This window comes from Thiothrix sp. UBA5583 (assembly GCA_002425225.1).
In the GTDB taxonomy this organism is placed as follows: Bacteria; Pseudomonadota; Gammaproteobacteria; order Thiotrichales; family Thiotrichaceae; genus Thiothrix; species Thiothrix moscowensis.
Window position 1 is genome coordinate 43,210 of sequence record DILV01000011.1, and the last position, 25,552, is coordinate 68,761.

Below are 25,552 nucleotides of genomic sequence, written 5' to 3' on the forward strand. Positions count from 1 at the left end.
CGTCTGGTTGTCAGGGGTGGGTAACATGCCTGCCCCTGCCCATTCGGTTCATCAACTGACCGCCAGCAGTACCAATGGCAGGCTCATCATGCTGAGCAGGGTTTCGCCCGTAATCAGTACCGCCATCATGGCAGCATTGCCCCCCAGTTGCCGCGCAAGGATGTAAGCGGAAGAAGCCGTTGGCAGGGCAGCAAACATCACCAATACCGCCCGTTCCAGTGAGGGTATATGTAACAGGCTACACAACACAAACACCAGTGCGGGTAACAACACCAGCTTGATCAACGCTGCCCACAACAAGGTTTTCCCTGACTCACGCAAGGCTTGCAAGCGCAACCCCGCCCCGACCGCCAGCAAGCCCAGCGGCAACGCCATCTGTCCCAGTTTCACCACCACTGACCACCACATGTCCGGCAGAGAAAATGGCAACACATTCAGGATAATGCCGATAACACTCGCCATGATCAGAGGGTTGCGCACAATCGACAGCAGGATGGCAACAGGTCGTACCTGCCCGTGGGTATAACGGGCAAACACGGCAATGCACAACAGATTCACCAACGGGATCATGACTGCCACAATGATGGCTGCCAAGGTTAAGGCCGGAGCTGGCAACGCCACCGCCATGACTGCCAACCCAATATAGGTATTGAAACGAATGCTTCCCTGAAAAAACGAGGTAAAATCTGCCCCGTTCAAACGCAGCCAAGGTGCAAACAAAAAGCACAACAGGCTAGCCAGCAGCGGAACCGCCCCAGCCAGCAACAACAACCAGCCCGCTGACGCAAAATCCACTTCAGCTTTAGCCAGATGCTCGACCAGCAGGGCAGGGAACAGGATGTAATAGGTAACTTTTTCTGCCTGCACCCAGAAATGCTCGTCCAGAAAAGCGCTGCGCCGCGCCACGTTGCCCAGCATCAGCAGGATGAATACTGGAAAAATGGCAGCAAACACCGGATACATTATTCAGGGTACAGCGTAGCCAGACCGGGATGGTTGGAATGGGGAGTAACAGCCACGGGCTTGAAAGCCTGTACCGCTTTCCACAGACCACTACCCTGCCAGCTTGCCGCTTCACGCCCGTACAGGCTGGCAAGCAGTTTGTCGATCTCGCTGCGCAAACTCGGGTCGGCCTGTTCACGCAAGGTAGTAATCAGGGCAGGATGCAAACCCAGGGTGCTATCCGCCCATGCCAGTAAGGCATCATGCGCAGCCTGCGCCTGATTTTGCCGACAAGCCTGTTCCAGAACGCGCAAACTGTTTTTGCCACTAGCCGCCGCTGTTTTTTGTAGCGGAAGGCTTGCCGGTTTGGCTGGTTTGCGCAACCAGCGCCACGACAACCAGCCGAATGACAGTACCACCCACAGCAACAACAGGCTGAAAGCCAGTCGTTCCCAAGTCAGCCAGCCCCACAGGCCAGCCAGCAGATCCTTACCCGCCTCGCCAGCAACAGGCGGGGCTTGTGGTTTGTTATCAGGTTCAGCAACAGGCGGGGGCGTAACAACCGCTGGCTCACCTGCTGGAGCTGCCTGTCCACCACTGACGCGCATTGTCACCGGATTGATGGAGGCAGTTTCCTGCTTGCCCGCCGTACTGTTCCACCAGGTCAGGTTAATGGCTGGAATGGCATATTCGCCGTTGTAAGGGGCAACGATGACCCATTTCTCCTGACGTACACCCACCACGCCATCATTACCGGCATCATTGCGCAGTTCCGGCTTGTCGGTGTATGCCTTGATTCCTGCGGGCATCTGCACATCCAGTTTTGGCAACTGTTCGGCTGCCAGACCATCCGCCATGATTGCCAGTGTCAGGGTGACTGGCTCACCAGCCTGTAATTTGTCGGGGGCAGTCTGCCAGTGGGCATTCAGGGTAATGCTTTTGGCTGGCAACCATTGCTGACCGGTATAGGTGGCGGGTTGTCCCTGGATTTGCAGCGTCAGGGGCTCTGAAAAACGCCGGATACGTTTGCCATTAACACCAAACGGGTCGTAACTGCTTGGCCCCGGTTCTGCCAACACGCCCTCAAAGGCTGCCCGCCCGATGGTCAGCGTACCGCTTTGCTGGGGAACCAGCGCATAACGGCGCTCAATCACTTGCCAGTTGCGCCCATCACGCATCAGGGTGTAATTGCGGGTATTGCCAATCTGGCGGATGTCACCCTTGCCTGCCTCAATGACCGGATGCGACAAGGTAGCTTGCGGCTGCAAGGGCTGGATGTGCAGGATGCGTTGGGTCACAAGGGTTTGTTGCTGCACGTAAGGCTGTTTTGGCTCAGCTTCCAGTTCAACCAGCAGGTCTGCTCCACCGCCTCCGGTACTGGAGGGAGGAGGTTGATCAAGCACCTGCAAATCCAGTGCCTGGCTCTGTTCAGCACCAAAACTGATGGGCGGAATGTGCAAGGTACCGGTATTGCGTGGATACAGGATTAGCGACCATTCGGTACGTACACTGCTGACCCCGTTAACCATGCTGAAACTGTTGCTTTGCGAACGGCTGCGAATTTCAAAATCCTTGAGCAAGGGGGCAAAATCAGGATCGTTACCCACCACACCGTCTGCGGTCAGGGTCAGCGTTACCGGGTCGCCCAAGGCTACCGGATTGCGATCAAGCTGCGCCATGATACTGGCAGCGTGCGCCCACCAGGGTAGACACCCTAACAGTGCAAACAACAGAAACCTTACCATTCTTCACCTCTTGCCTGATTGCCACCACGCTGCTGGTACTGGTATTGAAACTTGCGCCGCCACAAGCCTGCCGGGTCATCAGGGATGCGCCGTAACCACTGTTCCGTGGCTTGCTGTTGCTCCCGTTGCTGCGAGTCCTGCTCGCCTTCCTGCTGACCTGCTTTGTCGGGCTGCTGCTGTTTCCCATCTTGCCCTTGTTGTTTTTGCTGTTCGGCCTGTTTTTCGGCTTCTTTTTCCTTGCCTTCCTTGCCGTATTGTTCAGCTTCAGGGGGATTTTGCTGCTGGCCTTGTTGCCCTTGCTGCCCGTCCTGCTGTTGTTGCTGGCCTTGTTGCCCCTGTTGCCCGTCCTGCTGCTGTTGCTGGTTTTGCGAGTCTTGTTGTTGCTGGCTGGCAGAATCTTGCTGTTGCTGTGGGTTACTACCCTGCTGCTGGTTTTGTTGCCGGGAAGCCGCCTGTTTCAGTATATCCAGATTGTGGCGGGCATCCGCGTGCTGCGGGTCTGTCTGCAAGGCTTTTTCATAAGCCACTATCGCGTCTTCAAACTTGCCCTGTTTTGCCAAGGCATTACCATAATTATAGTACCCGTCAACCGTCGGAGTATTGGCGTACTGGCTGGCAGCACTGGCGTAGTCACGTTGCCGGTAAGCAGCAGCAGCTTTCCATTGCGGGTCATTGAACAGTTTGGCAGCTTCGTCCGGCTGACCATCATCCATCGCTTGCTGCCCTTGCTGGTCGGGTGTCTGCCACAGGTCATTCCAGCCAAATGCTTGCGCCTGCTGGGGTTGGGGCAACAGCAGGCAAACCAGTGCCGCTCCCAGCCAGCCACGCCGGAAAGCCAGCGCTGCCAGCGGCAACAGCAACAATACCAGCCAATAACCTTGGTTGATCCAGGTATCCACCTGTCGCCCATCGTTTGCTGTCAGCTTGCCATCCACGCTGGCCTTCCACTGTTCGCCCAGACTGGCAAGATCGGCATCACCCATCGTGGCCTTGACAAACAAACCCTCCCCAGCTTCAGCAATTGTGGTCAATTCCGCCAGATTGGTGGATGCCACCACGGTTTTACCGTCATTGTCGATCAGGAAGCCGCCCCTGACGCTCGGAATCGGCGCACCAGCTTCACTGCCGACTGCCAACACCGATACCTTATAACCTTGCTTGCGGGCATTTTCAGCAGTTTCCCTAGCAGTATCCGGGTCAGATGCTCCGTCGGTAATCAACAGGATATGCCCTTGCGTTACACCTGCCTGCTTGAGAAGATCGACCGAACGCTGGATGGCAGGTGTTAGCAAACTGCCGGGAGCTGGCATGATTTCCGGCGAAAGATTTTTTACCTGTTCCTGGATAGTCTCCCTGTCATCGGTCAGAGGTGATACCACAAAAGCATCACCGGCAAAGACCACCAACCCCGTCTGTCCGTCTGCCCGTGCCTTGAGAATATCGAGCAACTTGAAACGTGCCAGCGTCAAGCGGTTGGGCTTCTCATCTTCTGCATACATCGACGCGGAAAAATCCATTGCCACTACCAATGCCTGCTGGTTGCGGAACACCGGCACTTCACGCTTGTCCCAAGCAGGCCCCGCCATTGCCACCACCGCTAGCAACAAGGCCACAGACAGGATCAGCAAAGGCATCAAGCCCAAGCGACCAGCCTTGCCACTGAGGACAAACGGCATCAGGTGCTTGTCAATGAGGCGTTCCCACTCGCCCTGCTGTTGGTTACGCAACAGATGGATACCCCACAACAGCGGGATTGCCAGTAATAACCATAGCCATTCGGGATGCATAAAGTGCAAGGTATTCATGCCATCACTCCCGTTCCATACGCAAGGCTGCTGCCAGTAACGTCAACACAAAGGCTGCCAGCAACGGCCAGCGGAACAGTTCCATTTGCGGACGCCATTGCTCTGCCTCCTGTTCGACGGGTTCCAGCCGGTCAAGTTCGGCGTAGATACGCTGGAATTCTTCGGTGTCACGGGCGCGGAAATACATGCCGCCGGTTTTTTCCGCGATGCCCTTGAGGGTGCGTTCATCCAGATCGGCTGCCGGATTCATCAACTGGAAACCGAATACACTGCGCATTTGGTCACTTTCTGAACCAATCCCCACCGTGTAGATTTTCAGGCCAGCGGTTGCTGCCATATCTGCTGCTTCCAGAGGGCTGACACTCCCGGCAGTATTGGCACCATCGGTCATCAAAATCAGCACCCGGTTTTTCTCCGGGCTGGCTTGCAAGCGCTTGAGGGCAAGACCAATCGCATCCCCAATGGCAGTGCGCTCCCCTGCCAGACCAATCGCTGATTCATTCAGCAATTTCAGCACTGTCTGGCGATCAAAGGTCAACGGAGCCTGCAAATACGCCTGATCCCCAAACAGTACCAGCCCAATCCGGTCGCCGCTACGGCTACGGATGAATTCTCCCGCCACCGCCTTGGTTGCCACCAGCCGGTCAACCACCTGCCCGCCGAGGATGAAATCCTGCTCCTGCATACTACCCGACAGGTCGACTGCCATCATCAGGTCACGCCCTGCCACCGGCAAGGCCACCGAGTCTCCGATCCACACCGGGCGGGCAGAAGCTGTCACCAGCGCCACCCATGCCAACGTTGCCAGCAACAAAGCCAGCCAGCCATGCCAGGAACGCGCCAGCAAGCTGTTACCCTGCTGCTGGAAATCCTCCAGAAACGGCACATGCAAGGCCACACCCGCCTGTTGTTGTGCCGGTTTCAGCAGCCAACGTACCAGCCAGGGTATGGGCAACAAGGCAAACATCCACCACCAGAGGAAGTCATACATGGCTTTTCCCCTTTTGCAACCTGATCCACTCGCGGGTGGCACTGACAAAAGCACCGGTTTCCGCATCCGACTCAGGACGGTAGGGCATTTCGGTCAGAAACACTTGCAGATTGCCCTTAAACAACGGCTTGCCTGCTTTCTGGTTGAGGAAATCTACCCATGCTGAACCAGTGAAACCAGCCACCTGTTTACGCCCATACTGGCTGATAGCAACCCGCCGCAACAATACGGAAAGCTCCCGTACCAGCGTGCTGCCATCCCTGCCATACTGGCGGCGCAGGTATTCCAGCTCATGCAAAGCCAGCTCCAGTGCCTGTTCACCCCGTTTTTGCCGCCTCCATAGCCAAACCAACAACAGAATGCCTGCCAGCATCACCAGCATGATGACCCACCAGCCAGGTGCCAGCGGCCACCAGCCAATCGCTTCCGGCAAATGGATGTCGCGCAGTGGCAAATCTTCCGGGTTCATCGCAGCCCCCGTGACAATTTCAGCAAGCGTTCGTTACTGGTATCAGCCGTGGACAGTTGCACCAGCGGAATCCGGTGGCTACGGCTGAATTCCTGCAAGTTTTTGTGCGCCTGTTCGGCACGGACAGCATAGCGTTTGCGCCAGAGTTGCAGCCCCAGATTGACCCACAAACCACGTTTGCCATCGGTCAGGCGCAAACGCCCCTGTTGTGGCAGGTTAGCTTCAAACGGGTCGTGAATGGCAATCAAGGTAAGCTGCGAATGGCGACTAATCATGGCAAGCTGGCGCATGGCAGTCGGGCTGGAATGACGGAAATCACTCAACACAAATACCTGGCTACCCGGCTGGGCAACCCGGCGCAAGCGCGTCCAGCTTGTTTGCAAATCCGTGCGGCTGTGTTCCGCTAGTTGCTCCTTTTCTGCCACCGCATCATGCGTCATGTCGCTCAACTGCCGCAGGAAATGCAAAGCTGCCGAACGGCTGCGGGAAGGCTTGAGTTCCACATGACGGCTGTTTTGCAGGATGCCCCCGATGCGGTCGCCATCCTTGAGTGTTTTCCACAACAGCAAGGCAGCCATTTCTGCTGCGATAACGGCCTTGAAACGCCCACGGGTGGCAAAAAACATCGAAGGACGCAAATCCAGCCACAACAGCACCGGCTTTTCACGCTCTTCCTCAAATACCTTGGTATGGACACGCCCACTACGGGCTGTCACCCGCCAGTCAATGGTACGGATGTCATCACCGGGCTGATAAGGACGCGATTCGGCAAAATCCATCCCGCGCCCCTTGTAGACCGAACGGTGCAAACCGGCATGACGGGCGCGGATATGCTTTTTCGCCAGATACAAAGTACGTACCTGCCCTTGCAGGTTGAGCAGGGAATGCAGGGAACTGAAAATGATCCCCTCACCATTACCTGTGCTGTGTCGCTGCCCAGTGGGCGGAGACGATCGGGTAACACGCCCGCCAGCCATCAGGGGACTGCCACCAGCGCCAACAATTCGTCAATGATATGATTGGCGGTCATGCCATCGGCTTCCGCTTCAAACGTCAACAACAAACGGTGGCGCAACACATCGTGGGCAACTGCCTGCACATCTTCCGGGCTGACGAAATCACGCCCTGCCAGCCAAGCATGGGCACGTGCGCAACGATCCAGCGCCAGGGTGGCACGCGGGCTGCCACCGTAGGCGATACTGCCTGCCAGCGACTTGCCGTAGCGTTCCGGGGTACGGCTTGCCAACACCAGTTGCAGCAAATAGGTTTCCACCTTGTCTGCCATGTAAACGTTCAGGACATCCTGCCGTGCCAGACGCACATCTTCGCGGCTGACCAGCGGGGCAACCACCTCTTTCTCACGCTTGACCTGCTGCATGGCTTCCTTACGCCCCAGATGCAGGATGACCTTTTCTTCTGCGGGAGTTGGGTAATCCACAATCACATGCATCAGGAAACGGTCGAGCTGGGCTTCCGGCAAATGGTACGTACCTTCCTGCTCGATCGGGTTCTGGGTCGCCATCACCAGGAAAGGTTCCGGCAAATTCCAAGTTGTGCCCGCCACCGTAATCTGACGCTCCGCCATCGCTTCCAGCAAGGCAGACTGCACCTTGGCGGGCGCACGGTTGATTTCATCCGCCAGAATCAGGTTGTGAAACAACGGGCCTTTCTGGAAATGGAACGTACCATCGTTCGGGTGGAATACTTCCGTGCCGGTAATGTCGGCTGGCAACAGATCCGGGGTAAACTGGACACGATGAAAATCACCTTCGATCCCTTGCCCCAGCATCTGGATGGCACGGGTTTTAGCAAGCCCGGGAGCACCTTCCACCAACAAGTGTCCATCTGCCAGCAAGGCAATCATCAGGCGGTTGATCAGGGACTTTTGACCAATGATTTTGCTTTGCAAATACTGGGACAACTTGTCAAAATTTTCTTTTTGGTTCATGTTCGCTAGCGTTATATGGGTGTAGGCGAAATATACGCGCCCTCTTCCCGTGGTTTCAAGTTAATCATCGTTAATCTCAACCGGACTACCATGAGCATCCAGACCCAGATTGAGCAGAAAATCCAGCAAGCCATGCAGCCCGACTTCCTCGAAGTCGTCAATGAAAGTCATATGCACAACGTGCCTCCCGACTCCGAGTCGCACTTCAAGGTGACGGTTGTCAGCAGCCAGTTCAATGGGAAAATGCTGATTGCACGCCATCGACAGATTAATGGCATTCTGGCAGAAGAACTCAGCGGCAAGATTCACGCACTGGCCTTGCACACCCTGACACCGGATGAGTATTTTGCCAAGGCAGGCAAGGTGGCGGATTCACCCTTGTGCATGGGTGGCGGTAAATAACAGGCTCATGCCAGTATCCCGTCATTTGTGACGGATTAGCCAGCAACCGTGAATTTTGGGGTCACGCTGAAAATCTTCCGGTAGGGATTGCAGCCGGTAATCCTGTACTGCATACGCACGCTCAATACCCGGATCAAGTTTGAATTTGCGGAAATTGTTGGAAAACACCAGCGTCCCGTCTTTTTCCAGCAAACGCATACAGTCGCGGATCAATTGCACATGGTCACGTTGCACATCAAACACATCATCCATGCGTTTGGAATTGCTGAAGGTTGGCGGATCCAGAAAAATCAGGTCATAACGGCTTTTGCAACGTTCCAGCCATTCAAGCGCGTTGGCTTGGACGAAACGGTATTTGTAAGGATCAAGACGCAAACCATTCAGGGCAAAATTGTCTTCCGCCCAGTCGAGATAGGTAGCTGACATATCCACACTATCAACCCGCGTTGCCCCACCGACAGCCGCGTGCACACTGACCGTTCCGGTGTAGCAGAACAAGTTGAGCACGGCTTTGCCGCTGGCATGTTGCTGCATCCAGTAACGCATCGGGCGGTGGTCGAGGAATAGCCCTGTATCCAGATAATCGGTCAGGTTGACCTTGAGCTTGACCCCGTACTCGCTGACAGTCAGTGCCTGTTCTGCCCTGCCCTGTTTTTCATACTGGTTGCGGCCTTTCTGCTGTTTGCGCTGTTTCAGCACAATATGGTCAGGGCGCACGCCCAGCGCCTCAGGCAGAGTCATCAATGCCTGTTCCAGCCGCTGTTGCGCGGTTTTTTCGTCAATGGTTTTCGGCGGGGCATACTCCTGCACATGCAACCAGTCAGCATAGCGGTCAACGGCAATGGCATATTCGGGAATGTCTGCATCATAAACACGATAAGCATTGGTATGCCCACGCTTGATGAAAGGTTTCAGCTTGCGCAGGTTTTTGCCAATACGGTTTGCCAAATCGTCAGCAAACAGAACAGCGGGGCGTTCCTTCTGCACCAGTCGATCCAGCGTGTAGAGCTTGCATTCGGCTTCACTGTTAAGGAAACGGTATTCCTTGCTATAGAACAGTTCCGTTAGGGGAAACGGGGCGGCAGCATCACAAAAAATGCCGCCCCGGAAACCTTCCGGCAGTGCAGCAAGACGCTGGCCTAGCTGCTGGTAGGCAGGGCGCAGGGCTACAGCAGTGCTGGTTTCCTCATAAGGCAACAGGGTAATGACCATGCCTGCACTATCAGGGGAAGCAGGGAGCAGGCAGGATACCGGCAAACCGGCAGCCTGCCAGTCAGTCCTCACATTGAACAGAGCTGCGGGGTTGCCTTCAGCCGCGAAACTGAAGCGGTTGGCATTGGCGAGGCCGGTTTGCTGGCGTTGCCGGGCTTGCTCACGCAAGGTTAACCACAGTGCAGCGTCATGGCCTAACCAGCGGTCAGCGACTGTTTTGCCGCGCAACAGGCCGGGAGCAATGTCGAACGCCATCAATGCGCCTTCGATCAACAGGGTACTGCTACTGCACAGCGGATCAAACAGCGACAGATGAGCCGCATCACTGGTCAGCATGACAGGCCAACCGGCACGGGTCAGAATGGCGCAGGCCAAGTTTTCACGCAGGGGCAGATGTGCATCCGGGTCATGGTAGCCACGCTGATGCAGGCTCTGCTGGTTGAGTTCCAGACCAATACTGGCATTACCCTTGTGCAGGTTAACCACCACCACAATGTCCGGGCTGTTGCTGACACTGGGGCGTTCACCGTGCTTGCTGCGGAACTGGTCGCCGATCTGATCCTTGACCCACTGCGCCCCAAACTGGGTATTGCGGATGTCGTCGTTCAGACCGAAAAAACGCACCTTGAGCGTGCCATCCGGGCGCACATGCTGATCCCAGGGAATGGAATGCAACAGGGCTTGCAGCTCAGTCTGATCCTTGCCAAAACCTTGAGCCAGTTGCAGGGTGGCGCGGGAAGCAAGGCGGCTCCACAGCATGACATTGTAACCAAAGCGCAAATCGCCGCTGGCTTGCACCCCGGCATGACCGATTTTGACCTGTTCAGCCCCAAGAGCCAGCAATTCATCAGCCAGTAACGGCTCAATAAACTGCGGACAGGCAAAAAACCATGAGAAAGAATCCGTATTGTCTGCTTGCATCGGGAAAACCGGGTTAATGTAGCCTACATGATGGCGACCGGATATGACCCCAGCACCCTGATAACTTCAGCTTCGCTGCGCAATGCATCCAGTGCCTTGCGGATCGGCGCGTCCTGCTCATGCCCACGCACATCAAGGAAGAACAGGTATTCCCAGTTGGTGGTTTTGGAAGGACGCGATTCAATGCGCGTCATGTCCACCCCATTTTCCGCCAGCGGTTTCAGCAAGTGATACAACGAACCTGGCTGATTGCGAGTGGAAACCAGCAACGACGTGCGGTCATTGCCACTCGGTGAGACGGTTTGATCACCGATAATGAGGAAACGGGTGGTGTTGTTTGGGTTATCTTCGATACTTTCCTGTGCCATCTGCAAACCATAAATCGGTGCAGCCTGACGGCTACCAATTGCCGCAGCACAGGCATCCAGTGACGCCAAACGCGCGGCTTCGGCATTGCTACTGACCGGAATGCGTTCTGCTTGCGGCAGGTGTTTGTCCAGCCAGTAACGGCACTGTGCCAATGATTGCACATGGGCATACACCTTTTGCACATTGCGCCAATCCGCATTCAGGCACATCAGGTTTTGATGGATGCGCAAGCTCACTTCCCCGCAAATGCGCAAGCCCGATTGCACAAACATATCCAGCGTGTGGTTCACCACACCCTCAGTGGAATTTTCAATCGGCACAACCCCGTAGCGTACCCTGCCCGCTTCCACTTCACGAAACACTTGCGGGATCGAATCCACCGGCAAAGTGGCAACGCTCATGCCGAAATGCTTGAAGGTGGCTTCCTGGGTGAATGTTCCCGCAGGCCCCAGATAGGCAATGCGCATCGACTCTTCCAGGGCAAGGCAGGAAGCAATGATTTCACGGAACAAGTGGGTAATTTGCTCATTGCGCAGCGGCCCTTCATTCAGCGCCTGCATCCGCGCGAGGATTTGCGCCTCACGTTCCGGGCGGTAGAATTTGGCATTGGGGTCTTCCGCCAGTTTGATATGCGCAACTTCTTCGGCACAGCGGGCGCGTGCATTCAACAATTCCAGAATTTGCGTATCCAGCGTGTCAATACGTTCACGCAAGGCTGCCAGCCCTTCACTCATAATAACCGTACCTTCAGGACTCCGGGGATGGCGGCTAATGCTGCCAGGGTATCATCACCCACGGCAGAATCCACATCCATCAGCGTATAAGCCATATTGCCTTTGGAATCATTCAGCATGTGGGCGATATTGACGCCAGCCTGCCCTAACACATGCGAAATTTTACCCAGCATATCCGGGTTATTACGGTTCACCACGGCAATACGTGCCAGCCCGGTGCGCCGCAGTTTCACATTCGGCAAGTTGACGGAATTGCAGATATTACCGTTTTCGAGGTAATCACGCACCTGATCAGCCACCATGATGGCACAATTTTCCTCTGCTTCGCGGGTAGTCGCCCCTAGGTGCGGCAATGCCACCACCCGTGGATTGGTGCGCAACAGGTTGCTGGGAAAATCGCACACATAAGCATAAACCTTGCCGCTTTCCAACCCTGCCAGTACCGCACTATCATCAAGGATGCCGTTACGGGCAAAATTGAGCAGCACCACCCCATCCTTGAGTTTGTGCAGGCTGTCGGCATTGATCAGGTTGCGGGTGCTGTCGATCAGAGGAACGTGGAAAGTGATGAAATCGGCCTGGGCAAGCAAGGTATCAATATTGGGAGCTGCTTCCACATCCGCATCCAGTTGCCAGGCACGTTCAATGGTAATGGTGGGGTCATAGCCGATCACGTTCATGCCAAGGCTACGGGCAGCATTGGCGATCCTGACCCCGATTGCCCCCAACCCGACCACGCCTAACGTTCTGCCGGGAAGCTCGAAACCACTAAAGTTTTTCTTGCCTTTTTCAGCATTGACCAAAATTTCTTCGTCTGTTCCCTGAAGATTGCGCACAAAATTCAGCGCAGGGCTGATATTGCGGCAAGCCATCAACATTCCTGCAATTACCAGCTCCTTGACCGCGTTGGAATTAGCTCCAGGAGCATTGAACACGACCACCCCCTTTTCAGACAAGGCAGCAATCGGCACATTATTTGTGCCCGACCCGGCACGAGCCACCGCCAGCAAGTTGTCAGAAAACGGGTAATCATGCAGTTTGAAAGAACGCAGCAAAATGGCGTCAGCCTCGGGCTGGTTGTCAGAAACGTTGTAACGGTCGGCAGGCAGGCGGTTCAAGCCTTTGGCAGAAATAGTGTTTAGGGTTTGAATTTTATACATGGGGCACATCCTGTGGTTTTACCCCTCACCCCAACCCCTCTCCCTCAAGGGGAGAGGGGCTAAGAGAAGAGGCTTGTCAATTTTGATCTTGTTCCCCTCTCCCCTTGAGGGAGAGAGGTTGGGGTGAGGGGTTCTTACCCGTTCTTTTGCGCAAAGTCCCGCATAAAGCTAACCAGCGCATCCACACCTGCTTCCGGCATGGCGTTGTAGATGCTGGCACGCATTCCACCAACCGAACGGTGGCCTTTCAGGGTAGTCAAACCCACTTTGGCCGCTTCACTCAGGAACGGCTTGTCGAGGTCGGCATTCGCCAGCGTGAACGGCACATTCATCCACGAACGGCAGTCAACGGCAACCGGGCTATTGTAGAAACCGCCAGATGCTTCGATGGCACTGTACAGTTTCTGTGCTTTGCGTTCGTTAAGAGCCGCCATGCCTGCCAGACCGCCTTGCTGCTTGATCCACTGGAACACCAGCCCGGACAAATACCACGCATAGGTTGATGGGGTGTTGTACATGGATTCATTGTCAGCATGGATTTTGTAATCGAACATGGTCGGTGTACCGGCAATGGTTCCCCCAATCAAATCTTCACGCACAATCACGATGGTCAAACCCGCAGGGCCAATATTCTTCTGTGCACCCGCATAGATCAACCCAAACTGGCTAACATCCAATGGGCGTGACAGGATAGTGGACGACATGTCCGCCACCAAAGGCACATCGCCGCTTGCTGGCACAAACGGGAATTCCACCCCACGGATGGTTTCGTTCGGGGTGTAATGCAGGTAAGCCGCATCCGGGTCGCATTTCCAGCTATCGAAAGCCGGTACACTGGTGTAATTGCCTTCCTTGCTGGAAGCGACCACATTCACATTGCCATATTTTTTGGCTTCCTTGATTGCTTTGACTGACCAGTCGCCGGTATCGACGTAATCGGCCGTGGTTTTGCCACGCAACAGGTTCATCGGGATCATCGCAAACTGGCTGCTGGCTCCACCTTGCAGGAACAGCACCTTGTAGTTCGACGGAATACCCATGATTTCACGCAAATCGGCTTCTGCCTGTGCCGCGATGGACATGTATTCCTTGCCCCGATGGCTCATTTCCATCACCGACATGCCGCTACCGTTCCAGTCGAGCATTTCGGCTTGAGCTTGTTCAAGGACAGACTGTGGCAACATGGCAGGGCCTGCGCTGAAATTGAATACTCTCGTCATAATAGTACTTTAGCTCCTATTCCTCAGCAGTTTCTTCAAGTGAATCTTCGTTGCTATCGGTCAGAATTGGTGCAATCTGCACCAGTTTCTCACCTTCGTTGAGGCGGATCAGGGTCACGCCCTGGGTATTGCGCCCGACGATGGAAACATCCGCAACCGGCGTGCGCACCAGCGTGCCACCATCGGTAATCAGCATAATCTGGCACTCGTCCTTGACCTGCACCGCCCCCACCGCATTACCATTGCGTTCGGAAGTCTGGATAGCGATCACACCCTGCCCGCCACGCCCTTGCGCAGAGAATTCATCCACACGGGTGCGCTTGCCGTAGCCGTTTTCGGTGGCAATCAGCAACTCACCTTCACCGACAATGATCAGCGCATTGACTTCCTGACCATCATCCATACGGATGCCTCGTACCCCTGCGGCAGTACGCCCCATCGCCCGCACATCAGATTCATGGAAGCGGATAGCCTTGCCCGAGGTGCTGAACAGCATCACGTCGTTGTCGCCATTGGTGACAGCTACATCCACCAGTTTGTCACCATCACGCAAATCCACCGCGATAATCCCGGCAGTACGTGGACGTGAGAATTCGGTCAGTGGGGTCTTTTTCACCGTACCTTCGGAAGTTGCCATGAAGATGTATTTGTCTTCGGCGTATTCACGGATTGGCAGTACAGCATTGATACGTTCGCCCTCTTCCAGTGGCAGCAGGTTGACCATCGGTTTGCCGCGTGCACCACGTCCGCCCATCGGTAACTGGTAGACTTTCAACCAGTACATGCGCCCACGGCTGGAGAAGCACAGCAAAGTGTCATGCATACTGGCAACGAACAGTTTTTCGATGAAATCTTCGTCTTTCATCGCGGTAGCGGCCTTGCCTCGCCCGCCACGCTTCTGCGCCCGGTAAGTGTCAAGGGTTTGCGCTTTGGCATAACCGGCGTGCGAAAGCGTGACCATGACTTCCTCGTCGGCAATCAGATCTTCCATACTCAGGTCTTCGCCGACCACATTAATTTCGGTGCGGCGCTTGTCACCGTAGGTATCACGTACCAGCAGCAATTCATCGCGGATTACTTGAATCAAACGGTCAGGATTGGCAAGGATTTCCAGCAAATCGGCGATTTTATCGAGTAATTCGCGGTATTCGGCAAGGATTTTGTCCTTTTCCAGACCAGTCAAACGGTGCAGACGCAGGTCAAGAATGGCTTGGGCTTGCACTTCTGACAGCCAGTAACCATCAGGGTGGATACCGTATTGCGCGGGTAAATCATCCGGGCGGCAGGTATCCGCACCAGAACGGGTCAACATGTCAGTGACAATGCCCGGATTCCACGCACGCGCCAGCAAGCCGATTTTGGCATCGGCAGGGCTAGGGGCAGCCTTGATCAGATCAATGATTTCGTCGATGTTAGAAAGTGCAATCGCCAAACCTTCCAGAATGTGTGCCCGTTCGCGTGCCTTGCGCACTTCAAAAATGGTACGGCGGGTCACGACTTCACGGCGGTGGCGCAGGAAGGCTTCCAGCACTTCTTTCAAGTTCAGCAAGCGCGGCTGACCATCTACCAGCGCAACCATGTTGATGCCGAACACGCTCTGCATCTGGGTTTGCTTGTAGAGGTTGTTCAGGATCACTTCGCCGGATTCGCCGCGCTTGAGTTCGATCACCATGCGCATCCCGTCCTTGTCGGACTCGTCGCGCAATTCGGAGATGCCTTCGAGCTTTTTCTCTTTCACCAGTTCGGCGATTTTTTCCAGCAAACGCGCTTTGTTGACCTGATACGGTAACTCGGTAACGATGATGGTTTCGCGGCTGGTACGGCTATCCACTTCGATTTCAGCACGAGCACGGACGTAGATGCGCCCTTTGCCGGTACGGTAGGCTTCGCGGATACCACGTGCGCCGTTGATGATGCCCGCAGTAGGGAAATCAGGCCCCGGCAGGTAGGTCATCAGGTCGCTGATGTCCATATCCGGGTCTGCCAGCAGTGCCAGGCAGGCATTGACGGTTTCAGTCAGATTATGGGGTGGAATATTGGTTGCCATCCCCACCGCGATACCGGATGAACCGTTAATCAGCAAATTGGGCAAGCGGGTCGGAAACACCGAAGGTTCACGTTCATTGCCGTCGTAGTTGGGGACGAAATCAACGGTTTCCTTGTCGATGTCGAGTTGCAACTCGTGGGCAATCTTCGACATACGGATTTCGGTGTAACGCATCGCAGCGGGCGCGTCACCATCCACCGAGCCAAAGTTGCCCTGACCGTCGATGAGCATGTAGCGCAGTGAAAACGGTTGCGCCATACGTACCGCCGTATCGTAAACAGCAGTGTCACCATGTGGATGGTATTTACCGATCACGTCACCGACGATACGTGCCGATTTCTTGTAGGGTTTGTTCCACTCGTTACCCAATTCGCTCATGGCGAAAAGAACACGCCGGTGGACTGGCTTTAGTCCATCCCGCACATCGGGTAACGCACGTCCGACGATGACACTCATGGCGTAGTCCAAGTAGGACTTGCGCATTTCATCTTCGAGGTTTACAGGAAGAATTTCCTTGGCAAATGTGGCCGTCATTATTGTTCGATCGCATAAAACAGAAGTGCGGGATTATATCAGAAAGATGCCTGCTTGTGCGCTATGTTGCTGTCTTGACGGAAAAGAAAATAGGGCATCGTCCTGACGCCCGGAGTAGTGTGTAGTGAGGGAATGTGTTTTTTATGATTAGCTATGTGTGTGTAAGTGTGGCCTTAATATTAGCATGATCTAATATAGATTCCTAGAGCCTGTTACATGACTGCGCTAAAAAATTTCTGCCGTGACAACAAGATAACCCATCCAGTTGCCCTTTGTAGAATTCCACTTCCCCTACCAAGGTTTCTTTGCTATACCACTCCATGAATTCCCAATACTTAGCATTGGGAATTTCAATATTAATCGAGAGGAGGTATTTTTTATATGTTCAAACAATTGTCACTCAGCAGCCTGTGCCTGCTGGCTGTGGTATCCACCACGCAGGCTCAGGCTGGTGAATTCATGGATGCAGCTTGGGCAAAACAAGCCTGTGATGCCTGGAATACAGACGCAACATTAACTGCCGGACTGATGGATACCGACGGCTATTCATGGATAAAAAACGATGCAGGCAGAGGCTATAAACTCATACAGATGTATCGCACAAGCTGCGGCGAAGCCAGCAAGGTGCAACTGAACATTAGTCTGCAAGGTAACAAAGCCATGTGCAACTACGGCGGAGCCACCGATGGCAAAGCCATGAATTTTGATGTCGACTATCTGATGCACGCCAAAGATACCGACTGGACATGCATGGGCAATGGCGACTTTGGCTGTGGAGCGATGGGAGCCATGATGTCCGGCAAGCTCAATTTCAAAGGCCCCAAGATGGAAGCCATGAAAGTTATGTCCCCGTTTGAAAGTTTCCTCAAACTGACTGGCAAAGTGCCAGGCAATAAAACCGAGTGCAAAACCCAGTAAAATCCTGCAATAACCCTGCACAACAAACGGCCTGATGATGAAAATTGTCAGGCTGCTTTGACTTTACTCTGCGCAAACAGTGCAACACCGGGCAAGCGTGCTATAGTTGCCCCATCACGATTGCAACAAGAATTAATCATGTCCGAACAACATCAACCACCAGCAACGACCTCCCCTCTGTGCAAGCTATCCCGTTCCCTGATCCTGCGTATCCTGCTCGTCAGCCTGTTGGGGCTACTGGCTGCACTCTTGCTTTTCCCTATTAAAGGCATTGTTCAGCAACGCAGTAACGATCAACAGGCAGCTCTGCAAACCATCGCTCATCATTGGGGAGAACGGCAGGTTGTGATTGGCCCGGTACTGGTCGTGCCATATGTCGAACATTTTACCAATGTTGACACCGTTACCGATGCCAATGGGCAAAGCAGCGTAGTCAGCAAGGACTTTTACAACGATCGTACTGCCATCCTGTTACCCAAAAACCTGGAAATCCGTACCGACATTAAAGAAGAATACCAGCAACAAGGAATGCACAACGCCCTCCTCTACAACGCAAATATCAGTCTGACCGGGCAGTTTGATCATGCGGTGTTGCTGGGGGCTGATGAAGGTGAACGGCGTATCCAATGGGACAAGGCATACGTCATGGTTGGCGTCAGCGATACCAAGGCACTGGACATCGCCTCCAGTTTTTTCTGGAAAGATGAACGCATTGCCCTGCAACCGGGAACGCGCCTGCTCAGTTTGCTGCCCAACGGTTTTCACGCACCTTTGCCTGCAGAAGAAAACAGCGCAGCCACCCATGAGTTCAAACTCAACCTGAACCTGCGTGGCAGTGATGGTCTATTTTTTGCCCCCCTGGGAGAATCCAGCAAGGTACGCATGAGTTCAAGCTGGCTTTACCCGAACTTTCAGGGCAGTTTGTTGCCGGGTAAGCAGGAAACCAGCGAACAAGGCTTTAATGCAGAATGGGAAATTCCGCATCTGGTACGCGACTATCCGCAATACTGGATACTCGACGGCAAGCAAAGCTATTCGCTGGAAAATTTCCTGATTGGTGTCAACTTTCATGAAAAGTCATCGCTTTACCCGCAAATCCTGCATCTAGTTCCCTTTGGAGGGGTGTTCATCGGGCTGGCTTTCATGCTGTTGCTGGCGGCGGAGCAACGTATCAAGCGGCGTTTGCACCTGCTGCACTATGGGCTGGTTGCTATGGGCTTGTTGGCGTTTTTCCTGATCTTGCTGGCACTGGCAGAACAAATTGGGTTCCTGTACGCCTATCTGGTAGCAGCAACCCTGACCGCACTGACAATCAGCATATATACGGGCAGCATCCTGCGCAGCAGATTCAGTGCATTTGGCATGTTGTTGTTGCTGGCATCGCTGTATGCGGGGCTGTTCTGGCTAAGAGAAATGACAAGCTATACCTTGATGGCGGGGGTTGGTCTGCTGACGGCGGTAACATTCCTGATGATGATTGCCACGCGCCATCTCAAAGCGGCTGACTGACTCACTCTGCGCCAGACGCAGACCCGGATGAAGCAGGCGGGCGGCGTCTGCGCCTGCGCCGTTTTTGCGCATCAGCCCCACCATCACGCACAACCTCACTCGTTGGCGCGGGTGCTTCTGCTGCGACAACTTTCGGCTTGCTACCGCCCTGCGATGATCTTTGCGGGGGACTGCTACGACGAGCCGGACGCTTGCCATCACGCGGATGCTGTCCAGCACGTTCCCGCTGAACACGCTGCGGGCGTTGCAAATCGGCAGGCAGCAAGTCTGCACTGATCTTTTCAACCGGAATCGGCTTGCCGGTATATGCCTCGATTTCCGGCAGATAAAAAGCAGTATCTTCACAGGCAAAGCTGTGCGCTTCTCCTGATGCCCCTGCGCGTGCGGTACGCCCAATACGGTGTACATAGTCTTCCGCCAGTTGTGGCAAATCGAAATTGAACACATGGGTAACATCTGGAATGTGCAAACCACGTGCAGCCACATCGGTCGCAATCAGCACCTGGAATTCGCCTGACTCGAATGCCTTGAGCAGTTTTTCACGCTTGCTCTGGCGTACATCCCCGGAAATCAGCTCAGAACTGATGCCATTGCCACGCAAATAATCGTCAATCCGCTCAGCAATATGTTTGGTATTGACGAATACAATCGCCCGAAACGGCTTGTGCTTGCGGATCAGGCCAATCAATAGCGGAACCTTTTCCTCATTGGCCGGAAAATACACATGCTCGACAATATTGTCAGCCCGCACAGACTCTGCTTCTATTGTCACCTGCTGTGGGTTGTTCATGTGTTCATACGCCAGTTCCAGCACCCGCTGGGAAAGCGTGGCAGAAAACAGCATGTTCAGGCGCTGGGTCGGCGGTGGCAACTTGCGCATCAGATAACGCACATCCTGAATGAAACCCATGTCGAACATGCGGTCAGCCTCATCCAGCACCATTGCCTGCGCATATTTCAGGGTAAAAACCTGCTGTTTCCAGTAATCAATGACCCGCCCCGGCGTACCAATCAGCACATCCACCGGCTGCTCAAACTGGCGGCGCTGCTTTTCATAACCCGCCCCACCGTAGACCAATACGGAACGCAACCCCGTATGCTTGCCCAGTTCCTCGGCATCCCGCGCGATCTGGATTGCCAGCTCACGAGTAGGCGCCAGAATAATGCAGCGCACGCAACCTGCTTGTGCTTCCGGCAAAGGATTTTTCAACAGATGCTGAAAGACGGCAATCAGAAATGCGCCGGTTTTGCCCGTACCAGTTTGCGCCTGACCTGCCACATCCCGACCTGACAACGCTAAGGGCAAAGTCTCAGCCTGAATACGGGAACAAAACTCAAATCCCGCCTCGCGGACGGAAGCTAGTAGACGCTCATCCAGCGGGAAATGATCGAAACGTGTTTGACTTAAGTAGAAATTTTCCATCTGCGGAGAATACCACACTGAGTGCATGGCAGTGACAAAAAGCAAGTCAAATTGCCTGCTAATTTTCTGAAACTAACATCAATAGACCAAATGTCGACAAGGCAATTCCCGCCTGTCGACAATATTAGGTTTTACTGATGAAAATCAGGACTTATGTATTTCAAAAGTCGACACATTAGCTTATCATTCGACGCCTCTTTTTATATTTCGCGAAGATTGTCGACATTTAGACGCGCTACCGGAGGCGACACATGAACACAACAGCCACGCTGGCACAGCACCTTGCCAGTACTTTGGGTATCCAGAATCTGAAAAACATTTACTGGAACCAGTCATCTCCTGTGCTGTACGAACAAGCACTTAACCGCCAGGAAGGCAAAATCAGTACAGATGGCGTATTCGTGGCCTACACAGGAACCTTTACCGGACGTGCCCCCAACGACAAATTTACGGTGGATGATGCCGGTTCACACGACAAAGTGTGGTGGGGCAAAGTCAACAAAGCCATTTCCGAAGAACATTTCGACAAAATTCTAGCGGATGCCACTGCCTTTCTGGCAAACAAGGAAGTCTTCGTGCAGGACTTGCTGGCAGGCGCAAGCGAAACAGATGAACTGCCTGTCCGCATCGTGACTCAATACGCTTGGCACGCCCTGTTTGCCCGCAATATGTTTATTCGCCCGGACGACCTAGGGCGCAAACTGGATATTACCGAGCCGCAATTTACCGTCATCCATGTCCCTGACATGCAAGCTGACCCGGCTATCCACGGCACAAACTCCACTGCATTCATCCTGGTCAACCTGTCCCGTGGCCTGGTGCTGATTGGTGGAACCCATTACGCCGGTGAAATCAAGAAATCCATTTTCTCGGTGCTCAACTACCTTCTGCCACAGCGTGGCATCATGTCCATGCACGCCTCTGCCAACGTGGGGCAGGCGGGTGATGTTGCCATCCTGTTCGGCCTGTCAGGTACTGGCAAAACCACCCTGTCTGCCGACCCGAACCGCGCCCTGATCGGTGACGATGAACACGGCTGGAGTGACGATGGCGTGTTCAATTTGGAAGGCGGTTGTTATGCCAAAGTCATTAACCTGTCCCCCGAGCAAGAGCCACTGATCTACAAGACCACCCAGACTTTTGGTACTGTGCTGGAAAACGTGGTGATGAATGAGGACACCCGTCAACTGCTGCTGGATGACAACAGCATCACGGAAAACACCCGCGCCAGTTACCCGATCACGCAGATTCCGGGTTCCCTGTACCCTGGCAAAGCCGGTCATCCCAAGCACATCATCATGCTGACCTGCGATGCATTCGGTGTACTACCACCGATTTCCAAGCTGACCACCGAACAGGCGATGTACCACTTCATTTCTGGCTATACTGCCAAAGTTGCCGGTACGGAAAAAGGTGTTACAGAACCCACCGCCACCTTCAGCACCTGCTTTGGCGCACCATTCATGGCATTGCACCCATCCGTTTATGCTGATTTGCTGGGCAAGAAAATCAATGAGCACGGCGTTTCCTGCTGGTTGGTTAATACTGGCTGGACAGGTGGCGGTTACGGCGTCGGCAAGCGCATGAACATCCACCATACCCGCAGTATGGTCAATGCAGCCCTGAATGGTGATCTGGATAATGTAGAAACCCGCACTGACCCTGTATTCGGCCTGAACATCCCTGTTGCCTGCCCTGGCGTTCCTGCCGATGTTCTGGATCCATCCTCTACCTGGACTGATAAACAGGCATACACTGATAAAGCCAGCCGATTAGCGATGTCATTCCATCAGAACTTTGCCCAGTACAGTGAAGGTGTAGCTGACTCCATCCGGGAAGCAGCGCCATTGGTCGGGCGCGACTAATTGTTCTCATTAGGTTGTTGAATAATAAAAACCGCACCCATGAGTGCGGTTTTTTTATGCACATTGAAAGCTGTTGCCGGTACGGTCTGCTCACAACCAGCACCAGTCAAACGCTCGAAATGATAAAAATAGCCGAATCATGCCAATAATTTTTTTTATTTTTGACTACTTTTTATATTTTTTGACTAAATTTCATCTATACTAGGGTTAAGGCTAGGTTAAGGTTCTGGAGTATCAGAGATTGTGAATGCCTTTGCTTGGTCGCATAGAGTTGGGATCACAAGGAGGTTATTTATGTGTGTCAAAGCAGCAGTACGTCATTGGATGTTGGTGTCATGTCTGGCAATAGGTTTTCTGGCTGTACCGGCGCAAGCCGTCGAAAGTTCAGGAGGAAGCGTCAATCTGGTAGCTACGCTGAAAGATGGTCCGGCAATGCGCCCTGTGGACTGGAAGGTTTACCGCATTGACAACAACAGTGTCATCAAAAGTACCCGCAGCCATTCCCTGAATTTGCCGCTCAGCCCCGGCACTTACAAAGCGGTTGCCACCCTGAATGACGTCAGCCGCAACCGGACATTCACCGTTAACAACAGCGGTCAGGTGAATATCGTTATTGCGATGGACTAACACAAAAGTCTTTTTCCGCACTGCCTACAGACCCGGAATCGTTGCCCTGTTTTTGCCGGTTCCGGGTTTTTTACCGGTAGCTATCGTCAATGTGATGTGGTGACTACCTACCAAAGGCTCTTACCCGCCAATGCCATTGCCAATTCCAGCATGTCATCCCACAAACGTTGTGAATGACGAGAAACATCCTGCCCCACCCCTTTACTGTGCCGGTCAAGCCGTGCAGCCAAGCTGAACAGGGGTGTCCAGTCTACACCCATCATGCGCCGCAATGCTTTCTGGAAAGTATCCTGACGAGGCTTGGGCATTCTCATCAGTAGCGGTTGCAGGGATGCACCACTACGCAAACTTTCACAGCCACTATAGAGTTGACGCAATAAATCAGCCAGTGCCCACAGCAGTAACGGTGGTGCGGTGTCTTCCTCCTGCAAAACCTGCATGATGTGGCGGATACGGCGCATATCTTGCGTCAGGATAGCGTCTGCCAGATCAAACACACTGAAACGGGAACTGTCTGCCACTACATTCATGATGTCTGCTGCCGAGACAGGCTGGCGACCAAACAACAAAGCCAGCTTGCCGATTTCCTGTACCGCTGCCAGCAGATTGCCCTCCACCCGTTCAGTCAGGTAACGCACCGCTTCCGTATCCGGTTGCAAACCGGCATGACGCATCCGTTTCGCAATCCATGCTTGGGTCTGGGCAGCATTCAACTCCCAAACCTGTACCATGACCCCGACCTGTTCAACTTTTTTTACCCAAGCTGCACTTTTACAGGCTTTATCCAGTTTGCCGGTCTGGAGCAACAGCACCTTGTCACTCGGCAAGTAATCCAGATAGTGCTGCAAGGCTTTGGTTCCAGACAAGCCAGCCTTGCAGGTCTGCATCCGCACATCCAGCAGCTTTTTGTCGGCAAACAGGGAGAGTGCCCCGGCAGCGTCATACAACACATTCCAGTCGAATTGTGCATCCACACTCAATACGTCACGCTCGCTGAAACCACGTGCTGCCGCCACTTTACGGATGGCATCAGCCGTTTCCATCACTTGCAGCGGCTCATCCCCACTAATCAGGTAAACCGGAGCCAGTGTATGGCGAAGATGTTCCTCAATCTGCTCAGCGCGGACTTGCATGTTATGACCTGTCTCGGAATATAAAGGAAATGTGGCAGCCATCTATCCATAATTTATAGAGCCTTGTCCAGCCTGTGCACGCCCTGCGGGCAGATTTACTCCATAATACGGCAAGGTTTCCCGCAACGAGGCTTGCAATCCATGACTGTTACCAACCGGCATACCTTTCACAACCAGCGTCTGCTACAAAATGCCTGCGCCTTACACCCTGATCATTATGCTGCATTATCCAACCGTTATTGTGTCAATGGGCGCATCCTTGCGCCTACCGGCAAACTTGCTGAACCTGCTGCCTTTGAACCACGCATGGATTTTATCCCGGAAACAGCCCTGCCCCACTTCCCGTCCTGTTGGCACGACCCTTTGATATTGCCGGACAACCTTTCCAACACACAACCAACACCGCTCAAACCTGCCCTGCCCAAAACCCGCATGGTATGGAAACACGGGCATGGGGTCATCGAAAAAGTTGACAGATTAACCGGTGAAATCATGCATCTGGCAGAAGAATATCTGGATAAAACCACCAGTAATATCATGCCGGTGACAAACTGAGTTTTTTTAATGTTACGCGGGTTTTTTCGCCTGTTTTTGTTTAGAATCCATCCCACCGGATTTCATGAACCTGCAACAAGAACAAGCTGATGAACACAATTTTTCAACCTCAAGCGCTCCGCTGGCTGTCGCTGGCTACCGGATTATTGCTGATACCGCCAGCACTGGCGGAAACATCTGCTGTCTGCATGTCACAAGTCATTGCTCCGGCACTGTATCAACCTGCCACGGAAACAGTCACAGTCCATGAGAGCAGCACTGCCTACACCACCACACCGGTAAAGATTGGTCATGGTGAACGTAAGGTCAAGGTTGCCGATGCATACCTTGACTACGAGATCATTCCGGCAAAATTCGGTGAAGTCACCGAAATGGTCGAAGTTGAACGTGAACGGGTAGAAATCGAGACATTGCCCGCCACTTACCGTACCGAAACCAAACGCATCAAGATCAAGGATGCCACCACCCGCTGGAATCCTGACTGCCCTGCCGTTGCATCAGCCAGCCAGACGGATATTCCAGCTCATTGCCTGCTTGAAGTTCCGGCAGAATACACGGAAATCACCCGTGAAGTGGTCGACTTGCCTGCCCGCACCGTCAAGAAAATCATTCCTGCCAAAACGGTGACTGTTACCCGTAAAATCCTGCTGGAACCTGCCCAGGTAGTCCGCAAGGAAATCCCCGCCGTCTATGAAACCATCAAACTGACCCGTGTGGACGAGCCTGCCAAACTGGTCACATCACGTACCGAAGCCCGTACCCAAAACCTGCCAATCCACAAGAAAGTGCGCCCGGAACGGGTGTTGCAAATGCCAGCCCTGTGTGAAGACCACTTGCGGCAAGAAGACATCGTGCAATTACAACAACGCCTGCAACAGCACGGTTATTACCAGGGAGCCACAGATGGGGAACTGGGTTCCATTACCCGTACCGCACTGACCCGTTACCAGGAAGACAATCAGCTTGCCAGTGGTGCCATCACACTGGAAACATTGCAAAAACTGCAACTGCGATAGAGAGCCG

General features: G+C 53.8%; 21 protein-coding genes. 7 read left to right on the forward strand and 14 right to left on the reverse strand.

The window, feature by feature from the left end:
- Positions 1-51: 51 nt before the first annotated feature.
- The 7 genes from B2U47_RS03565 to B2U47_RS03595 are packed head-to-tail and all read right to left on the reverse strand — an operon-like array spanning position 52 to position 7,900.
- Positions 52-963 carry an AEC family transporter gene (locus tag B2U47_RS03565; RefSeq protein ID WP_296677809.1) on the reverse strand — a complete coding sequence of 304 codons (912 nt, stop codon included), beginning with the start codon at positions 961-963 and terminating at the stop codon, positions 52-54.
- Positions 963-2,687: a BatD family protein gene (locus B2U47_RS03570; RefSeq protein WP_296677807.1), complete on the reverse strand. Its 1,725-nt coding sequence runs from the start codon at positions 2,685-2,687 to the stop codon at positions 963-965. The genes B2U47_RS03565 and B2U47_RS03570 overlap by 1 nt, the downstream gene beginning before the upstream one ends.
- Entirely contained in the window at positions 2,681-4,492 is a 1,812-nt protein-coding gene (locus B2U47_RS03575) for a VWA domain-containing protein (protein ID WP_296677805.1), read from the reverse strand. Before B2U47_RS03575 ends, B2U47_RS03570 begins: the two co-directional genes overlap by 7 nt.
- Before the next feature lie 4 nt (positions 4,493-4,496).
- On the reverse strand, positions 4,497-5,483 hold the full coding sequence (locus B2U47_RS03580; RefSeq protein WP_296677803.1) for a vWA domain-containing protein: 987 nt from the start codon (positions 5,481-5,483) through the stop codon (positions 4,497-4,499).
- Positions 5,476-5,952: a DUF4381 domain-containing protein gene (locus B2U47_RS03585; protein WP_296677801.1), complete on the reverse strand. Its 477-nt coding sequence runs from the start codon at positions 5,950-5,952 to the stop codon at positions 5,476-5,478. Before B2U47_RS03585 ends, B2U47_RS03580 begins: the two co-directional genes overlap by 8 nt.
- Positions 5,949-6,929: a DUF58 domain-containing protein gene (locus B2U47_RS03590; RefSeq protein WP_296677799.1), complete on the reverse strand. Its 981-nt coding sequence runs from the start codon at positions 6,927-6,929 to the stop codon at positions 5,949-5,951. Before B2U47_RS03590 ends, B2U47_RS03585 begins: the two co-directional genes overlap by 4 nt.
- Positions 6,929-7,900, reverse strand: coding sequence for an AAA family ATPase (locus B2U47_RS03595; RefSeq protein WP_296677797.1), 972 nt, complete (start codon positions 7,898-7,900; stop codon positions 6,929-6,931). The genes B2U47_RS03590 and B2U47_RS03595 overlap by 1 nt, the downstream gene beginning before the upstream one ends.
- A 90-nt stretch (positions 7,901-7,990) precedes the next feature.
- Here B2U47_RS03595 and B2U47_RS03600 point away from each other — a divergent pair, with 90 nt between their 5' ends.
- Positions 7,991-8,302: a BolA family protein gene (locus B2U47_RS03600; protein WP_296677795.1), complete on the forward strand. Its 312-nt coding sequence runs from the start codon at positions 7,991-7,993 to the stop codon at positions 8,300-8,302.
- A gap of 21 nt (positions 8,303-8,323) precedes the next feature.
- Here B2U47_RS03600 and rlmKL read toward each other — a convergent pair whose 3' ends face one another.
- From rlmKL to gyrA, 5 genes are all read right to left on the reverse strand, one after another.
- Complete coding sequence (rlmKL, locus tag B2U47_RS03605; protein ID WP_296677794.1) at positions 8,324-10,435, reverse strand: bifunctional 23S rRNA (guanine(2069)-N(7))-methyltransferase RlmK/23S rRNA (guanine(2445)-N(2))-methyltransferase RlmL; 2,112 nt, start codon at positions 10,433-10,435, stop codon at positions 8,324-8,326.
- A 23-nt stretch (positions 10,436-10,458) separates the two neighbouring features.
- Positions 10,459-11,538, reverse strand: coding sequence for a prephenate dehydratase (gene pheA, locus B2U47_RS03610; protein ID WP_296677791.1), 1,080 nt, complete (start codon positions 11,536-11,538; stop codon positions 10,459-10,461).
- Positions 11,535-12,698 (reverse strand): phosphoglycerate dehydrogenase, encoded by a 1,164-nt coding sequence (locus tag B2U47_RS03615; RefSeq protein WP_296677789.1) that lies wholly within the window; start codon positions 12,696-12,698, stop codon positions 11,535-11,537. Before B2U47_RS03615 ends, pheA begins: the two co-directional genes overlap by 4 nt.
- 134 nt (positions 12,699-12,832) lie before the next feature.
- Positions 12,833-13,918 (reverse strand): 3-phosphoserine/phosphohydroxythreonine transaminase, encoded by a 1,086-nt coding sequence (gene serC, locus B2U47_RS03620; protein WP_296677786.1) that lies wholly within the window; start codon positions 13,916-13,918, stop codon positions 12,833-12,835.
- A gap of 16 nt (positions 13,919-13,934) precedes the next feature.
- On the reverse strand, positions 13,935-16,499 hold the full coding sequence (gene gyrA, locus B2U47_RS03625) for a DNA gyrase subunit A (protein ID WP_296677784.1): 2,565 nt from the start codon (positions 16,497-16,499) through the stop codon (positions 13,935-13,937).
- 381 nt (positions 16,500-16,880) lie between these two features.
- Between gyrA and B2U47_RS03630 the strand changes: the two genes are divergently transcribed.
- Together B2U47_RS03630 and creD are read left to right on the forward strand one after the other, a co-directional pair.
- The gene (locus B2U47_RS03630; protein ID WP_296677782.1) at positions 16,881-17,417 is read left to right on the forward strand and encodes an SCP2 sterol-binding domain-containing protein; all 537 of its coding nucleotides are present in this window, start codon (positions 16,881-16,883) and stop codon (positions 17,415-17,417) included.
- A 138-nt stretch (positions 17,418-17,555) separates the two neighbouring features.
- Positions 17,556-18,926, forward strand: coding sequence for a cell envelope integrity protein CreD (gene creD / locus B2U47_RS03635; RefSeq protein ID WP_296677780.1), 1,371 nt, complete (start codon positions 17,556-17,558; stop codon positions 18,924-18,926).
- Position 18,927: 1 nt separating this feature from the next.
- Here creD and B2U47_RS03640 read toward each other — a convergent pair whose 3' ends face one another.
- The gene (locus tag B2U47_RS03640; protein ID WP_296677778.1) at positions 18,928-20,349 is read right to left on the reverse strand and encodes a DEAD/DEAH box helicase; all 1,422 of its coding nucleotides are present in this window, start codon (positions 20,347-20,349) and stop codon (positions 18,928-18,930) included.
- Positions 20,350-20,600: 251 nt separating this feature from the next.
- Here B2U47_RS03640 and pckA point away from each other — a divergent pair, with 251 nt between their 5' ends.
- On the forward strand, positions 20,601-22,214 hold the full coding sequence (gene pckA / locus B2U47_RS03645) for a phosphoenolpyruvate carboxykinase (ATP) (protein ID WP_296677776.1): 1,614 nt from the start codon (positions 20,601-20,603) through the stop codon (positions 22,212-22,214).
- 294 nt (positions 22,215-22,508) lie between these two features.
- On the forward strand, positions 22,509-22,841 hold the full coding sequence (locus tag B2U47_RS03650; protein ID WP_296677775.1) for a hypothetical protein: 333 nt from the start codon (positions 22,509-22,511) through the stop codon (positions 22,839-22,841).
- Positions 22,842-22,948: 107 nt separating this feature from the next.
- On the opposite strand, the gene holA is transcribed toward B2U47_RS03650, so the two are convergent.
- A complete protein-coding gene (gene holA, locus B2U47_RS03655) occupies positions 22,949-23,974 on the reverse strand; it encodes a DNA polymerase III subunit delta (protein ID WP_296677773.1) in 1,026 nt (341 codons plus the stop codon).
- Between the two features lie 141 nt (positions 23,975-24,115).
- Here holA and B2U47_RS03660 point away from each other — a divergent pair, with 141 nt between their 5' ends.
- Positions 24,116-24,529, forward strand: coding sequence for a hypothetical protein (locus B2U47_RS03660; RefSeq protein ID WP_296677771.1), 414 nt, complete (start codon positions 24,116-24,118; stop codon positions 24,527-24,529).
- Between the two features lie 89 nt (positions 24,530-24,618).
- Positions 24,619-25,545 carry a peptidoglycan-binding domain-containing protein gene (locus tag B2U47_RS03665; protein WP_296677768.1) on the forward strand — a complete coding sequence of 309 codons (927 nt, stop codon included), beginning with the start codon at positions 24,619-24,621 and terminating at the stop codon, positions 25,543-25,545.
- Positions 25,546-25,552: the final 7 nt, after the last annotated feature.

Coding starts and splice junctions, on each gene's coding strand:
- B2U47_RS03565 (WP_296677809.1), bottom strand. CDS start 963: ATGTATCCGGTGTTTGCTGCCATTTTTCCAGTATTCATCCTGCTGATG.
- B2U47_RS03570 (WP_296677807.1), bottom strand. CDS start 2,687: ATGGTAAGGTTTCTGTTGTTTGCACTGTTAGGGTGTCTACCCTGGTGG.
- B2U47_RS03575 (WP_296677805.1), bottom strand. CDS start 4,492: ATGAATACCTTGCACTTTATGCATCCCGAATGGCTATGGTTATTACTG.
- B2U47_RS03580 (WP_296677803.1), bottom strand. CDS start 5,483: ATGTATGACTTCCTCTGGTGGTGGATGTTTGCCTTGTTGCCCATACCC.
- B2U47_RS03585 (WP_296677801.1), bottom strand. CDS start 5,952: ATGAACCCGGAAGATTTGCCACTGCGCGACATCCATTTGCCGGAAGCG.
- B2U47_RS03590 (WP_296677799.1), bottom strand. CDS start 6,929: ATGGCTGGCGGGCGTGTTACCCGATCGTCTCCGCCCACTGGGCAGCGA.
- B2U47_RS03595 (WP_296677797.1), bottom strand. CDS start 7,900: ATGAACCAAAAAGAAAATTTTGACAAGTTGTCCCAGTATTTGCAAAGC.
- B2U47_RS03600 (WP_296677795.1), top strand. CDS start 7,991: ATGAGCATCCAGACCCAGATTGAGCAGAAAATCCAGCAAGCCATGCAG.
- rlmKL (WP_296677794.1), bottom strand. CDS start 10,435: ATGCAAGCAGACAATACGGATTCTTTCTCATGGTTTTTTGCCTGTCCG.
- pheA (WP_296677791.1), bottom strand. CDS start 11,538: ATGAGTGAAGGGCTGGCAGCCTTGCGTGAACGTATTGACACGCTGGAT.
- B2U47_RS03615 (WP_296677789.1), bottom strand. CDS start 12,698: ATGTATAAAATTCAAACCCTAAACACTATTTCTGCCAAAGGCTTGAAC.
- serC (WP_296677786.1), bottom strand. CDS start 13,918: ATGACGAGAGTATTCAATTTCAGCGCAGGCCCTGCCATGTTGCCACAG.
- gyrA (WP_296677784.1), bottom strand. CDS start 16,499: ATGACGGCCACATTTGCCAAGGAAATTCTTCCTGTAAACCTCGAAGAT.
- B2U47_RS03630 (WP_296677782.1), top strand. CDS start 16,881: ATGTTCAAACAATTGTCACTCAGCAGCCTGTGCCTGCTGGCTGTGGTA.
- creD (WP_296677780.1), top strand. CDS start 17,556: ATGTCCGAACAACATCAACCACCAGCAACGACCTCCCCTCTGTGCAAG.
- B2U47_RS03640 (WP_296677778.1), bottom strand. CDS start 20,349: ATGGAAAATTTCTACTTAAGTCAAACACGTTTCGATCATTTCCCGCTG.
- pckA (WP_296677776.1), top strand. CDS start 20,601: ATGAACACAACAGCCACGCTGGCACAGCACCTTGCCAGTACTTTGGGT.
- B2U47_RS03650 (WP_296677775.1), top strand. CDS start 22,509: ATGTGTGTCAAAGCAGCAGTACGTCATTGGATGTTGGTGTCATGTCTG.
- holA (WP_296677773.1), bottom strand. CDS start 23,974: ATGCAAGTCCGCGCTGAGCAGATTGAGGAACATCTTCGCCATACACTG.
- B2U47_RS03660 (WP_296677771.1), top strand. CDS start 24,116: ATGACTGTTACCAACCGGCATACCTTTCACAACCAGCGTCTGCTACAA.
- B2U47_RS03665 (WP_296677768.1), top strand. CDS start 24,619: ATGAACACAATTTTTCAACCTCAAGCGCTCCGCTGGCTGTCGCTGGCT.